The 13,467-nt window shown below is 58.0% G+C and carries 11 protein-coding genes and 6 pseudogenes; 9 read left to right on the plus strand and 8 right to left on the minus strand.

Features of this window, described 5'->3' with window-relative positions:
- Positions 1–763: 763 nt before the first annotated feature.
- From BPHY_RS37935 to BPHY_RS37950, 3 genes and pseudogenes are all read right to left on the minus strand, one after another.
- Positions 764–1,087: pseudogene (locus tag BPHY_RS37935) on the minus strand (transposase); the annotation flags it as partial.
- A gap of 80 nt (positions 1,088–1,167) precedes the next feature.
- Positions 1,168–1,619, minus strand: a pseudogene (locus tag BPHY_RS37945) (IS6 family transposase); the annotation flags it as partial.
- A gap of 65 nt (positions 1,620–1,684) precedes the next feature.
- Positions 1,685–2,402, minus strand: a protein-coding gene (locus tag BPHY_RS37950; RefSeq protein WP_233445384.1) for an IS6 family transposase whose coding sequence is annotated in 2 segments (ribosomal slippage) — positions 1,685–1,787 and positions 1,786–2,402 — 720 coding nt in all. Because the reading frame shifts where the segments join, the coding sequence is not laid out codon by codon here.
- Between the two features lie 458 nt (positions 2,403–2,860).
- Here BPHY_RS37950 and BPHY_RS41565 point away from each other — a divergent pair.
- Positions 2,861–3,031: pseudogene (locus tag BPHY_RS41565) on the plus strand (transposase); the annotation flags it as partial.
- Between the two features lie 63 nt (positions 3,032–3,094).
- On the opposite strand, the pseudogene BPHY_RS43770 reads toward BPHY_RS41565, so the two are convergent.
- Positions 3,095–3,647: pseudogene (locus BPHY_RS43770) on the minus strand (IS5 family transposase); the annotation flags it as partial.
- Between the two features lie 309 nt (positions 3,648–3,956).
- Between BPHY_RS43770 and BPHY_RS37965 the strand changes: the two are divergent.
- The 3 genes from BPHY_RS37965 to BPHY_RS41070 all read left to right on the plus strand — a co-directional run bounded on the left by BPHY_RS37965 (position 3,957) and on the right by BPHY_RS41070 (position 7,952).
- A complete protein-coding gene (locus BPHY_RS37965; RefSeq protein WP_012406726.1) occupies positions 3,957–4,511 on the plus strand; it encodes a class I SAM-dependent DNA methyltransferase in 555 nt (184 codons plus the stop codon).
- 1,323 nt (positions 4,512–5,834) lie between these two features.
- Positions 5,835–6,728: a 7-carboxy-7-deazaguanine synthase QueE gene (gene queE / locus BPHY_RS37970; protein WP_233445383.1), complete on the plus strand. Its 894-nt coding sequence runs from the start codon at positions 5,835–5,837 to the stop codon at positions 6,726–6,728.
- Between the two features lie 264 nt (positions 6,729–6,992).
- Positions 6,993–7,952: a cytolethal distending toxin subunit B family protein gene (locus BPHY_RS41070; RefSeq protein WP_233445382.1), complete on the plus strand. Its 960-nt coding sequence runs from the start codon at positions 6,993–6,995 to the stop codon at positions 7,950–7,952.
- A gap of 32 nt (positions 7,953–7,984) precedes the next feature.
- Here the strand turns inward: BPHY_RS41070 and BPHY_RS44420 are convergent.
- The 4 genes and pseudogenes from BPHY_RS44420 to BPHY_RS43780 all read right to left on the minus strand — a co-directional run.
- Positions 7,985–8,160 (minus strand): annotated as a pseudogene (locus BPHY_RS44420) (IS5/IS1182 family transposase); the annotation flags it as partial.
- Between the two features lie 237 nt (positions 8,161–8,397).
- Entirely contained in the window at positions 8,398–8,844 is a 447-nt protein-coding gene (locus BPHY_RS41075; protein WP_233445381.1) for a nitrogenase-stabilizing/protective protein NifW, read from the minus strand.
- Between the two features lie 210 nt (positions 8,845–9,054).
- Complete coding sequence (locus BPHY_RS37975; RefSeq protein WP_041766770.1) at positions 9,055–9,264, minus strand: hypothetical protein; 210 nt, start codon at positions 9,262–9,264, stop codon at positions 9,055–9,057.
- Between the two features lie 26 nt (positions 9,265–9,290).
- Positions 9,291–9,536, minus strand: a complete 246-nt coding sequence (locus BPHY_RS43780; RefSeq protein ID WP_012406730.1) for a hypothetical protein — start codon at positions 9,534–9,536, stop codon at positions 9,291–9,293.
- Positions 9,537–9,761: 225 nt separating this feature from the next.
- Here BPHY_RS43780 and BPHY_RS37985 point away from each other — a divergent pair, with 225 nt between their 5' ends.
- The 5 genes and pseudogenes from BPHY_RS37985 to BPHY_RS38000 all read left to right on the plus strand — a co-directional run bounded on the left by BPHY_RS37985 (position 9,762) and on the right by BPHY_RS38000 (position 13,448).
- On the plus strand, positions 9,762–10,082 hold the full coding sequence (locus tag BPHY_RS37985; protein ID WP_041766775.1) for a hypothetical protein: 321 nt from the start codon (positions 9,762–9,764) through the stop codon (positions 10,080–10,082).
- 172 nt (positions 10,083–10,254) lie between these two features.
- Complete coding sequence (locus tag BPHY_RS43785; RefSeq protein WP_233445380.1) at positions 10,255–10,683, plus strand: hypothetical protein; 429 nt, start codon at positions 10,255–10,257, stop codon at positions 10,681–10,683.
- Between the two features lie 30 nt (positions 10,684–10,713).
- Entirely contained in the window at positions 10,714–11,166 is a 453-nt protein-coding gene (locus BPHY_RS43790) for a hypothetical protein (protein ID WP_233445379.1), read from the plus strand.
- Between the two features lie 27 nt (positions 11,167–11,193).
- Positions 11,194–12,819 carry a response regulator gene (locus tag BPHY_RS37995; RefSeq protein WP_012406732.1) on the plus strand — a complete coding sequence of 542 codons (1,626 nt, stop codon included), beginning with the start codon at positions 11,194–11,196 and terminating at the stop codon, positions 12,817–12,819.
- Positions 12,816–13,448, plus strand: a pseudogene (locus BPHY_RS38000) (response regulator). The gene BPHY_RS37995 and the pseudogene BPHY_RS38000 overlap by 4 nt, the downstream one beginning before the upstream one ends.
- Positions 13,449–13,467: the final 19 nt, after the last annotated feature.

A 13,467-nucleotide genomic window follows, 5' to 3' on the forward strand; every position in this document is an offset into this window, starting at 1 on the left:
CCGTCCAGAACTGCCTCGCCCCCACTCGCCATTCCATGACGTCTCGCCGGCGGCCTGCGCGACCACCGTGATACGCGCCTCCTCGCCAGGCAACTTCATCAGCAAAAGCGCGACAATCTTGTGCCACTCATTCCCAGTGGCCAGCATTAACCGGTGAGTGGGGTCGAGAACGCTCATTTGACGACCCCCAGTAGCCACGTTCGATGAGCGCAATGTACATTGCGGCGATCCATTCGAACGCGAGGTGGCTGGAATTTCTCGCGCGTGTACGTAATCCCTTGGTCCTAAGCTCCATGACGATTCGAGCGAAAACGCTGGCTGTGACCGCAGCGCCGTATATTTGATTTTGTGTTCAGCCATTTAATCCACTCTTAATTGGTCCGCGAAAAGCGCAAGCAATAGTTGCGCCAACGCGACGACATGTGCGTCGATCGGTAAGGAATTCGGGCGCGGCCGCAGTCCAATTCAATGCCCCGCAATGGTTTGAGCTTTGCGATGTGGCGCGGTAAGCGCTCAACCCAGATCGTAGCAGATTCGCGCGGTGGCCATCCGGTGAGCATGTGCCCGAGTTAGGCATACTGAAGTTCGCTTACCGCATGCGAGTGAGACTCTGCCAACAAAGCCTGGCCATCTCCGTGTGGTATGACGCATTTCTCCCAGTCGGGCCGACGGATGTAGGAAATGTGGGGTTCCGGACACCGGCGCCAGGTGCCAGAAAAGGGAGCAATCGTCAAGACTGGTGTACACGGGTCGGGCGGCATCATTAAGCGGCCAGCGCTTCAGGAGCCGGTGTGGTTTCACTCACCGGAGTGCCGTCCTTGAAGGGAATGCCCTTCAGAAGCGGTTCGATCTTGACGACGCCGCGGATCTCCCTCCAGGTTTGCTCGGCCGCTTCAAGCAGCTTGAACGCCATGGCGAGGAAGGTCGAACGCGACCGACAGTTGCGCGTGCGACTCGTGCGATGGCGCACTGTCGCGAACGTCGATTCGATCGGATTCGTGGTCCGCACGTGCTGCCAATGCTCGGCCGGGAAGTCGTAGAACGCGAGCAGTGCGTCGCGGTCTTTCGTGATCTTCTCGACGGCCTTTGATAGTTGGCCGCGTACGTGTCGACGGTTCTGGTGCAAATAGGTAAGTGGGTTGAGAAGGTTAATATAGGTAGGAAAGCTTATCGATCAAACAGGACCGCATTCCATACGGCGGGCGCAGCGGCCTCCTTGAAGCCGAGCTTCGTGAGATCGAACTGCCCCTTGCGAATGCGATGCGTCAACTCGATGCCTGAAATCGTGGTCGCGGCGCTCCCGAATCGCTTGAACCCAGGCATCACGTTCGTTCTGGACTTGATGTGGCGATGGTCTTGCTCGATCGCGTTGTTCAGATATTTTGAGGAGGCACCTTCGTGTTCTTGGGAGGCAGGCCATCAGTTTTCATCTCACGCACGGCCCGGTGCGACGCGGCATACCCGTCGAGCGTGACCGTCTCCGGTGGTCTGCCCTGATGCTTGATTGCCTTGCGGAAAAAGGCCTTCGCTGCTGCCACATCACGCTTTGCACTGAGCATGAAATCTACCGTCTGGCCGCTCCGATCCACCGCCCGATACAGATAAACCCATTTGCCCCGGATCTTGAGATGGTTCTGGTGCAAATAGGTAAGCGGGTTGAGAAAGTTCATATATGTAGGAAGGCTTATCGATCAAACAGGACCGCATTCCATACGGCGGGCCCAGCGGCCTCTTTGAGGCCGAGCTTCGCGAGATCGAACTGCCCCTTGCGAATGCGATGCGTCAACGATTCCTGATATCGTGGTCGCGGCGCTCCCGAATCGCTTGAACCCAAGCATCACGTTCGTTCTGGACTTGATGTGGCGATGGTCTTGCTCGATCACGTTGTTCAAATATTTTGAGGACCGGACCTTCGTGTCTTCAGGCAGCAGACCATCGGTCTTCATTTCGCGCACTGCGCGGTGCGAGGCGGCATAGCCGTCGAGCGTGATGGTCTCCGGCGGCTGGCCCTGACGCTTGATGGCCTGGCTGAAAAAAGCTTTGGCCGCAGCCACGTCGCGTCGGGCTCTGAGCATGAAGTCCACCGTCTGGCCAGCCCGATCCACTGCCCGGTAGAGGTAGACCCACCTGCCGCGAATCTTCAGGTAGGTCTCATCGACACGCCACGAGCGACCCGCAGGTGTAGCAAAGCGGTTCCAGCGTTTGATGAACTCGGGTGTATAACGCCTCACCCAGCGCAGAATCGTCGTGTGAGCCAGCGACAATCCCCGTTCGGCCATCATCTCGACCAGATCGCGAAAGCTGAGCTCGTAGCGCAGGTACCAGCGAACGCACAGAATGATGATCTCCCGATCAAAATGGCGTCCGCCGAACAACTTCTCCGGACTCTTCAGCTTGCTCATTGGGGCTCGTCGGTTCGTTTTGTTCCGGCAACTCTAACCCATTCGCCCGCCCTATTTGCACCAGAGCCGTGCTGTCGCATGCGGTCGGCGTCGGCAGGTGAACCGCAAGGGACACTGCTGAGGAAGCGGGATTGAGAATGCGCAAAAAAGCGAATGGTTGCCTGTAATTGGTGACATAGAAGTTCAAAATTTGCCCGAGCCTGAAAGGGTGCTGACGTGCGCGTGGTGCGGCGATCGTTGGCCTGCGTCAAAGATTCGTGAAAGGGAAGCTTGAGAGAGACCGGTGGCACTACGGTTCAGCGCCTTTTTCCCGCGTCAGCGGGATGAATCGACGATGCGACGTCAGCGAAGGTTGTGTTGCTGCAGGTACAACCGGCGTCAGTGAGATGCTTCTTGCCGTGCTTGAGCCGTATGCGGGGAAACTCGCACGTACGGTTCTTCGGGGGCCGCGTTTCCGGAAGGACAGCGGACTGGGCAAAACCCGCCGGGTCGTCGAGCGCACCATCTCCTGGCTTCACAACTTCCGACGACTGCGCATCCGCTTCGAACGTCTTGCATTTATCCATGAAGCCTTCATGAAAATCGCCTGCTGTATCAGCTGTTGGCGAAAATTGAACTCATTTTGTTAACGCCTGTAAAATGGAGTTATCAGTACGCACTCCGATCTGAGGAGCTTCCTAGCCAGCATTAGCGTAGCGCTTGTCGGCAATGATGGCCTTGGCGCGCAGATGCTCGACAGCTCCTTTGTACACGAGATGTCGTGGACCTGCCCTCCGCTCGCGATCAATCGCAACGGCCTGCCTCCCGCATCCACTGCCAGATGTAGCTTGGTATTCCGACCACCTCAGGAACGTCCGAAGGCGTGCTGGCCGTATTTTTTACGCCACCGAATGCTGGTGTGCTCGGACGATCGTCGGGTCGATCAGGACCTGTTCGACCTCCGTTCTGCCTGCTATCGCGAGCGCAATCGCGCTGCCACACACGTTGCGCCGCCATCGGGGAAATCGGATGTACAGGGTGTGCCAGGGATCGAGGTTCATCGGCACGTAGCGCCAAGCACTTCCAGTACGGCCTATCCACAGCACCGCTTCGGGGAACCAGCGGTTGTCGGTAGCCGTTCGACCCCGGTCGCCTTCCTCGCCGGTAACATCGATTCGACTTTTTCCATACGTGAAAGGACGGAACGAACCGGAAAGACGAGCAAACCGCCCAGGTGATGACGGGGGCCGGGGAAGCGATGGTCATGATAAAGGGTTCGCTTTACAAAGCCTCAGTCAGCGCCACGGCATTTCGCCTTCTCTCGTTAGAGGGCGCGTTGTATAGTCGTTTTCCCGACAGAAGTGTGATAAACGCGACAGCCTGGGATTTTTAGAACAAATCTAATGGCTGAAATGGTGTGCGTTCTCTCTATGGCACTTCTCTTGCGTATTGAGTTGCGCAGTTATACCAGCAATAGCGCATTCGATGCAGCTAGTGAGAATCTCGCTGGAAGCGTGCGTTATTTGCGACAAAAGTACTCGAGATAGGTTGTCTTGGCTGTGGTGATGTCGGAGGATGAAGGAGAGTAAGGAGAAACGTAAATTTTTCTGGAAAGGAGAACAGAGCATATCTGATGAGCGGATTTATGGAGAGATTTATGCGCCGATCTATGGGGAATACACCAATTTACGAGGAAAAGTCGCTGATGCCTATGAGACTGTCGCCTTTCTCGAGCAAATTTGCGGCGGCCGTAACGCCCTAGAACTTGGCATTGGCGACGGACGTGTGGCAGTACCGTTGAGCGAGCGTGGCATCAAGGTCGAGGGCATCGACAATTCGCGCGCTATGTTAGAGCTTGTCGCCAAGCGCAGCGCCCTAATCAAGTTGTGGCAAGAAGATATTGCCAATTTCCGGTCAGATCATCGCTATCGTGTGGTGTACTGCATATACTGCACATTTATGCTGCTATCGAATCGCGAAGCGCAGATAGCCTGTCTCCGAGCTGCTGAGAAGGTCGTGGATGATGAGGGGGTTCTTGTAATAGAGGTGGACGTACCAAACTGGAATCCTTTTGTGGGCGGCGAGAGAACGACATCGGCACAACTAGTGGGTGACGACAATGCGATGTAAATGTGGCTGTCCATGATTCGCTAAACCAGAACCTCGTTTCAACTCTCCTCTGATTCTCGGGTACTTCTGTGAGGCGTTTGCCGCAGCGCCGTCGCTACGTCTATCACCAAGAACTTGATACCATGGCCGAATGCGCCGGCTTGGAACTAGCGGAGCGATGGGAGACTGGTCGAGAGGTGCGTTCACCGAACAATCCCAACGTCATATCTCTGTCTATCGCAGGCGAAAGCTCATGTCGTCCCAACAAAAGGCGATCTGAGTGCTTTTGTTACACGATCGTGGATGCTTTGTCGAAAAGATGACATTGACGATATTCGATGTGTACACAACTAATGCAGTGGGATAAATAGAAGTGAAAGCGCTGTGTAGAATGCATGCATGGCGCGAAACATGCAAGAAAGCTGTTTGCACGGGCACGCTCCGGACAATGAGAACTCGACAGCACGCGACAACTCGTTGTTCAACCGCGTCGACGATGATGTCAGCCAGCGGCGAATGGGATGTCAACCTTAAGGACCGGATTCGCTGGCTCGATCGAAAGCGCCGCCGGACAACTAACGGTGTATGGAGTTCTCGAATATCTGCTCAAGACGCGACCGCGCGAAGCCTAGATCGGCGTTCCTGGCTGATAACAAAGGAGTTGAAGAACATGCATTGTGATCGACCGAACCCGCCACCGTCGACACGTAGCCTCGCTGATATGGGTACCGGTACAATACATTTCCGTCTCCCACGCGGTGTGCCATTGCCGGCCGGATTGTCATGCACGATAGTGTCATTTGAGCCCCGTGCCCGAACACACTGGCATATTCACCCGTTAGGCCAACGATTGTTCGTGACAGCGGGATGCGGGTGGATGCAGTGTGAAGGCTGACCGATTGTGGCGATGCATGCTGGAGATATGATCTGCATTGCGCCGAACCGAAAGCATTGGCACGGTGCGTCACCATGGACCTCCGTGAGGCTGATTGCGCTCCAGAAGGAGCATGACAGCAAACGTGTCGATTGGCTAAAACCGGTTACCGACGAGCAGTACTACGCCAGACCGTCTCTCGACATCTGACGGAGCGCGATGTTAGAGAATCAAAGGCACTTCCCCCTTCTCAAGTTTGCGGCGAAGCGGCAAATCGGCATCAACTGACTGTGTCGCGATAGTGGAATCAGGATGATTAAGCCCATTACGATGACGATTACCTAAATCACAAGCGAATAGAACTGGGGATAACTATTCGATCTGTGTCGTCGAACTTGATTTGCCCCATGTGCATGGTTGTGGGCATGAAGGCAAGACGTTGCTATTTCAAGGACTACTAGGATCACCGCATGTTGCTGTGGAACGACGCCCCTTTCTATCTACGTGCGCGGCATGGATACGTCGATGGTCAGGGTGTCCCGCTCAATCCAACCGCCAAGAGCATGGCGCGGTGGCTGGTGACCGTGCTCGGCACTCGAAGTGCTGGAAGCCACCGACGTGCGGTTGGGGGAACTTCTGACTTAGGAGACACGCAAATGCACTGTGACGTACCGTCGGTAGCTGTGCCACCCGTTGGCAGCTATCCCGTCAACGAGATTTTTGAGTCGTTACAGGGCGAAGGCAACTTCACGGGCACACCTTCAGTGTTCGTCCGTCTGCAAGGGTGTCCGGTGGGCTGCGCGTGGTGTGACAGCAAGCACACGTGGCAGGTGATGCCAGAGCGCGAAATCAGTGTCGGGGCGATGGGCGAGAAAACGGGGCGGCCGTGCGACAGCTATGCGTGGTGTGACGTGCCGACGCTCGCGAACATTGTGCGGGCGGCAGACGCTGAGCACGTAGTCATCACGGGCGGCGAACCGTGCATGTACGACCTGCGCCCGCTGATCGCGAAGCTCCAAGCGTGGCATCACCGTGTCCAGGTCGAAACCTCGGGCACTTACGTGCCGCTCGTCACGCCCAGCACCTTCGTCACCACGAGCCCGAAGTACGGAATGCCAAGTGGACGCCCGGTGCTCGATGAGGCGCTGGAGCGCGCCAACGAGATCAAGTATCCGGTCGGCAAGCAGCGCGACATTGATATCGTGCTCGAGAGACTTGACCCGATCCAACGCGCGCGCGGCACCCCGATCTGGTTGCAGCCGTTGAGTCTGTCGTCCCGCGCCACGGGCATCTGCATGAAGGCGGCGCACCGCTACGGCTGGCGCGTCTCGTTGCAGACGAATAAGTTCATCAACATCAGGTAGCGTCATTATGCCGGTCCGAGGAAGAAAGTCCAAGCCTACGGCGCTCAAGCTGATCGAGGGCAATTGCGTTACCCTGCCCAAGTGCTGCTCCGTCCGGGCATTCTCCCGTGCTCGTGTGGACGAACACGCCTGTGCGCCATCACGCCCGAACGTGAGCGGCTCGCCTCGGCAGTTCGCCGTGGCGCTCGCGATGGGCACGCAGTACAAGATATCCATTGAATCGCTACGATTCAGATCGATATGTCGTTTCGGTTTAGGCGTGGCATGGGATTTTATCTACCTGCACGGCGCCTGATACTCGGTTGTGTAACTCCATTGAATTGTATTTGTGAAAAAAAAGGTGTACCGATGAGAGTTTTGGCAGTTTTTATTCTTCTGATAATCTATTTTCCTGGTAATGCGTGGACGGCAGTCAACGATCGTCGCGTAGTGACTTGGAATCTCCAAGGCTCCAGCGCAAGCACGGAGAGTAAATGGAATTCAAATATTCGTACGGTGCTACTTGGAAATCGGGATGACGGACCGATACCCGTTTCAAGGCACATTGATGTTATGATGATACAGGAGGCTGGAACACTACCTGCATCAATTACGACTAATCCGCCACTTCCATTGGAAGGCCGATTAGTGAACCCGGATCTGGTTGTCGCTCCTATAAACGAATATGTCTGGAATTTGGGTACCTCACGAAGGCCAATCGATTACTACGTGTATTTTTCGCGAGTCGATACTGGTGCCAATCGAGTAAATCTGGCTATTCTCAGCAAAGAAAAGGCTGATCAAGTAATCTTGCTTAGACCGCGGGCTTGGAGTGGAGCAAGGCCAATACTGGGAATCAGACTCGGATCTGACTATTATTTCGGGATTCATGCCTTGGCAAACGGCGGAACGGATTCCGGAGCGATCGTTGCTCGAGTTTGGGAGTATTTTAATCAAAATCAGATATCGGACCAATGGTTGATTGCCGGTGATTTTAATCGCGAGCCCAATCAATTGCGCGACCTCCTTCGGAGAAGCTATCCGCAAGAATATAGAAACGTGACTTTCCAGTATGAGGATCGGCCCACCCATAGAACAAGCGGCCACAATCTAGACTATGGGATTGCTGGACAGCTGAACAATCCATCCGGTGGCCCTAATTTTGATTGCAGCTTATTTACGCCGAGCCTAATTGGGCAGTTGGTATCAGATCATTCTCCTGTTTTACTTTGGCCGAAGAAATAGACGAGCGAGAACGACAAAGATGATTGGCAAGGCGAACGTTGGTGTGCACGCCCAATGGTCGAGGCGATCAGGATGTGTTCGACTTTCGTTTCGCCAGCCAATGGCTGCGCAACCCGCTGCCAGACACCGTCGCAATCGGGAAAAACGTAAACGCGGTCTGTTACCGGACGAAGCACACTGGCAGGTGGCGCCATGGGCTTCCCGGCCGAACGGCGATGACGCGCAGGAGAAGGAGAATCTGCCCCGAACACGCAAAGACCGCGCGCAGCAGCTACCGTGATTGCAAGAAATCTCGTCAATGGTAATGATCCTTGGTGCAGGCGATATCGACCGCCTGTTCTTTGCGATCTGCAGGATGGCGGTAGCGAACGCATACGGGTCGCAAGCGTGATTGCACCGACGAACGCGCGATCGGTGACGAGCACGGCGTCGTAGGCACCATGATTCACTTGCGGAATGCATCTTCGGCTTGGGGGCGGTCCCGTGCAGAGCAACATGACATGAGCGCCGAAGTGGTCCCCAGCGCCGAATCAGGAGCCTGCTGGGACGCAGACGACGATGTGCGTGCATGGCGACACTCCGGGCCAGGCGGTACGACACGTCGGCAACGATGCTTGCAGATTGTCGAGAGAGATGGGCCGGTGTCCCTCGATTCCTTGGAACAACTTGAATACGTTCTCCGCAGCGGGCGGGGACACGACGAAATGTTGAAGGCATGTTGGCGCGGGCCTTGATAGACGGTGAGCAGGGTCGTCGCATTGTCATGCGGCACGGCTTCCGTGGCTGAAAATATTGGAAGGGGCGAGAAGCGTCTGAGGATGTGCAGGCGGCCGACGCTCGCAACCTTCTGGTCGAACGCGATGCCAAAGAATTGCAGTACATCCTCGGCCAATCAGTGCTCGCATTTCTAGCTGGAGTCCCTATTGGAAGAAGGCAAAGGCTTCGTAGGTCGAAAATGGATCGAGCACGTCAAGGATATCGGCAAAGCGTGCACGCTGCGCGCCTTGTTGTTGAACACAGGGCGTTACTCGGCCCTGCGGGCATCAAGCCCAGCAGGCGCGACAGACGGGCATCGAACTCTTCGAACCTGATCGATTGCCTTTCAATGCACGGAGCCGAAGAACGCCATCGCGCCTTCTGCTGGCGCCAGGCCCGCCTTGAAGTACCCCTCGAGGCGGTCCGCAATCGCTTCGTCGAGTGTGAAGGGCGGCCGGATGTAGCCCACATTGAACGCATGGTCGTACCAGTCGCTGAGCCACGCGCGCAGTTCGATCACATATTGCGGCAATGCATTCGAGGCGTCGTCGTGCATGTACATCTCCTTGGCTTGCAGAACGATCAGGCTGCCTTGCGGCCTATCCCCATCTCCGGTCGGCGCCTGTCCGGCGGAAACACGTGCCACGTGCCGTCGGCATGGCGAAAGAAGAAGAGGGAGAACGAGCCAGTCGGCCGGTCGATCTGAATGCACACGCGACACGTTCCACCGGAGCGCGAGCGTTCCAGCAGGCGCACACGCGCTGTCCGGCCTCGCGTCGAGCCGACCAGTTTTTCGACCTGAGAGCGCAGCGATCTGTTACCCGCCATGACTTTCCCCGCGATGCACGATGAATCGATGCTATGGGGGATCGGCGCGCGCGCCCAATCGGCGGCGGCGGAATGTCGTCTCAGGAAGCGCTGATTTCAGCCGTCAGGGTTTTCCGACGCGGGAATCAGGATGTCACACGACCGTCTTTGCGCGTGCGCTGACTGCGGCATAGTTTCTGATCGGAGATGATGAGCCATCAAAACGCGATGTCAAACCGATGCATCATGATGGCCTATTTGTCCGAGCGGGAGAACGTTGTCGAGCAGGTCGATTCGCTCTGTCTGCGGCTTTTTGACACCTGGTGCGAGACGGGCAGTGTGACGCCGCTCGCGTATCTGTTGCATTGCTGGCCGTTGACCGACAGTGCGCCGGGCGCTCTGCGGCGGCTGGGTGAAACGATGCGAGATTTGCGGCGCCATCACGCGGACCAGCTCGACGCGTACGGCTTTCAGGCGCTGTGCGAAATGGCCGATCTGATCGACGAACTGGTAGAACGTCCGGCGCGCACGGTCCGGATGATGGCGGTGGGCGAGGTGCCGGAATAACAAAAGGACACCGCGGTCATAAACGCGCAAAGACATGCGGGCAGGGCACAATCGCTGCGGCGGGAGCGCGTTGTTTCATCGGACGTTTGAAACCCGGGTGGGGCGCGGTAGACCGGGCTTTGGCATCGAGTGCAGAATAGGACACACACAAAGGCGGCACTTACGGGAAGATATGGTTCTCGACAGGTTCGACGCATGGTGGAGCGGGCTCCGTTACGTGCGGCGCAGTGTGGTGCTGCGGCTGCTCGGTACGGTGCTCGTCTTTAGCTGCGCGATCACGCTGATCCTGACGGCGGTGCAGCTTTATCGCGACTACGAGCGCGGCATCGCGCAGATTCAGAACCGTCTCGTCGATATCGACCGCAGCTATCGCGACAGTCTCGGCGAAGCGCTATGGCAGCTCGATCAGCCGCAAGTGAAGCTGGAACTGGAAGGCATGCTTCGCCTCGCGGATATTCGCGCCGCCCAAGTGCGCGAGTTGCCATCGGCCGGCACAGCGATGGTCGTGGCCGTGGGCGAGCAGATGACGGTCGCGCGGGAGTTTCCGATCCTGTACCGCGTGCAGGACAAGGTGCAACCCATCGACACCTTGTATGTGTAGGCGACGCTCGCCATTCTCTATCACGAGCTTGTGCACACCGCGCTCGTGATCCTCGTGAGCCAGGGCGTGAATACGTTTCTGGTCGCGCTCTTCACGTTCTATATCCTGTGGCGGCTCGTCAAGCGGCATCTCGCGGCGATCGCGCGCACTGTCAACGATTGCGATTTTCACGAGCCGCCGCGCGAGGCGGATGAGATCGACCGCGTGGCGTCGGCATTCGACGGGATGGGTATGCGCCTGCATCGTGCGTATCTCGACGAGCGCGAGGCGTCCATCGAGCGCGAAGCATGCCGCTTAACTGCATCCTTGGTTATGCGCGGATCCTCGGAATTTCATCAGCTTGCGCGCGACAGCAACATGCGCGGCATCATTCAGTGGGCGGAGCACATCGCGGGCAAGCGATCCGGCGCATGCGGCGTTCGCCGCGCGGCTGCATCAACTGGCGCGCGCGTACCAGTCGAAGGCGATCCTGCAGCTCGTTGAGCGGCACCTGGAGGGGGACACTGCAACATGAGCCATCTCGCCGCTTCGGCTGCACATACGGACACCGTCCTGATCGTCGACGATACGCCCGCGAATCTCGGCGTGGTCGTAGACAGTCTCGAAGCGCGCGGCATTCGCGTGCTGGTGGCGCTCGACGGTATCGAAGCGCTGGAGCGCGCGGCTTTCTCGCAGCCCGACCTGATTTTGCTCGACGTGAAGATGCCGGGTATCGACGGCTTCGAGACGTGTCGCCGTCTGAAGCGCGATGAACGCACGCGCGATATCGCCGTGATCTTCATGACCTCGCTGACGGGCAACGAGGATCGCGTCGAGGGCTTTTCGGCGGGCGGCGTCGATTACGTGACCAAGCCGTTGCGCGTCGACGAGACGCTGGCGCGCGTCGGTGTGCATCTCGAGCTGCGCGCGATGCACAAGCAGCTTCTCGCCCAGAACCGGCAACTGCTCGCCGAAGTGGCCGTGCGCAAGGAAACGGAGGCCGCGCTATCGCAGGCGCGCGACGATCTCGAACGGCGCGTCGCGTCGCGCACCGAAGAGCTGGCGCGTGCCAACGCGAACCTGCAGGCGCAGATCGACGAGCGTCGGCGCGCGGACGCGCGCCTGCATGCAAGCGAGGCGCGCTTTCGCGCGATCGTCGAAACGAGTCCGGTGCCGTTGTGCATCACGTCGATGCCGGCGGGGCGCATCCTGTATACGAACGAGCCGCTGCGCGCGCTCTTTGGCATGGACGAAGGCATGTCGGCCAATATGACATATTTCTACGCCGATCCAGGCGAGCGCGAACATCTGATCCAGTATCTGAGGACGGAGGGCAGCCTGCGAAATGTGGAGGTGCAGTTCCGGCGTCCCGACGGCACGCAGTTCTGGGCGATGGCGACGGCGCGTGTCGCAACCTACGACGATTCGCTCGCGATTTATGTCGGCCTGAACGACATCACGGGGCGCAAGCAGATGGAACAGGAACTCGTCGAATCGCGCGAGCAGCAGCGCGAGCTGTCCGCGTACATGGAGGCGATCCGCGAAGAGGAGAGAAAGCGCATCGCGATGGAGATTCACGATGAACTTGGCCAGTTGCTGACTGCGCTCAAGATGGACGTGTCGCTGCTCAAGATGCGTCTCACGCAAGACCCGGAAGCAATGAAAAAAACCGACGATATGCGCGAGCTGGTCGAAGGCACGATCTGGATGGTGCGCAACGTCGCGAGTCATTTGCGGCCGGCCGCACTCAATTTCGGCATCGTGTCGGCGCTCGAATGGCTCGTCGACGAGTTCAACCGCCGCAATGCGATTCCTTGTGAGTTGCACATCGTCGGTGGCGAGCCCGCGCTGTCGGACGCGCACGCGACGGCTGTGTTCCGCATCGTGCAGGCGTCCCTGACGAACGTCACGCGGCATGCCGACGCGACGCGCGTCGATGTGACGTTGATCTCGACGGCGGAGAAGCTCGAACTTCATGTGCGCGACGACGGGCGCGGCTTCGACCAGCAGGTGGTGAGGCGCGACTATTCATATGGCCTGCTCGGCATGAACGAGCGCGCGCGGCTGATCGGCGGATCGCTTTCGATCGGCAGCGCGCCGGGCGCGGGCACCACGGTTTCGATTCACATCCCGCTCGATGGCGGACCTCGAACATGATCAGGATACTCATTGCAGACGATCATGCGATCGTCCGTGGCGGACTTAGGCAGATCGTCGCAACCACAAGCGATATCGTCGTCGTGGCGGAAGCGGCGCAAGGGGCAGAAGTGGTCGACAAGCTGCGCAGTTGCGTCGTCGATCTGCTCCTGCTCGACATGACGATGCGCGGCATCAGCGGCGTCGATCTGATCCGTCGAGTACGGGCAGAGCAGCCTTCGCTACCCGTACTCGTGCTGAGCATTCACGACGAGGCGCAGGTGGCGTCGCGCGCATTGCGCGCGGGCGCGACGGGCTATCTGACCAAGGACAGCGACCCGGACGTGCTGCTCGCGGCGATCCGCAAGCTCGCGGACGGAGGCCGCTTCATCGATCGGTAACTCGTCGATGCAATGGTCTTCGAAACACATCGCGGCGACGTGCCGCCGCACGAAGTGCTGTCGGACCGCGAATTTCAGGTGCTGCAGATGCTCGCGGCGGGCAGGAGCATCAACGAAATCGCCGACGCGTGCGCGCTCAGCGCGAAAACGATCAGTACACACAAGATGCGACTGATGCAGAAGCTCGGGCTTTCCAATAATGCCGAGGTGATCCGGTACGCGATCCGGCACGGATTGATCGTCGGGTAGATGGATGCCGCGGAATGCA

The sequence above is a fragment of the Paraburkholderia phymatum STM815 genome (genome assembly GCF_000020045.1).
Taxonomy (GTDB): Bacteria; Pseudomonadota; Gammaproteobacteria; order Burkholderiales; family Burkholderiaceae; genus Paraburkholderia; species Paraburkholderia phymatum.

Coding starts and splice junctions, on each gene's coding strand:
- BPHY_RS43785 (WP_233445380.1), top strand. CDS start 10,255: ATGGTTCTCGACAGGTTCGACGCATGGTGGAGCGGGCTCCGTTACGTG.
- queE (WP_233445383.1), top strand. CDS start 5,835: ATGTTGCTGTGGAACGACGCCCCTTTCTATCTACGTGCGCGGCATGGA.
- BPHY_RS37995 (WP_012406732.1), top strand. CDS start 11,194: ATGAGCCATCTCGCCGCTTCGGCTGCACATACGGACACCGTCCTGATC.
- BPHY_RS37975 (WP_041766770.1), bottom strand. CDS start 9,264: ATGCACGACGACGCCTCGAATGCATTGCCGCAATATGTGATCGAACTG.
- BPHY_RS43780 (WP_012406730.1), bottom strand. CDS start 9,536: ATGGCGGGTAACAGATCGCTGCGCTCTCAGGTCGAAAAACTGGTCGGC.
- BPHY_RS37965 (WP_012406726.1), top strand. CDS start 3,957: ATGAAGGAGAGTAAGGAGAAACGTAAATTTTTCTGGAAAGGAGAACAG.
- BPHY_RS41070 (WP_233445382.1), top strand. CDS start 6,993: ATGGGATTTTATCTACCTGCACGGCGCCTGATACTCGGTTGTGTAACT.
- BPHY_RS37985 (WP_041766775.1), top strand. CDS start 9,762: ATGATGGCCTATTTGTCCGAGCGGGAGAACGTTGTCGAGCAGGTCGAT.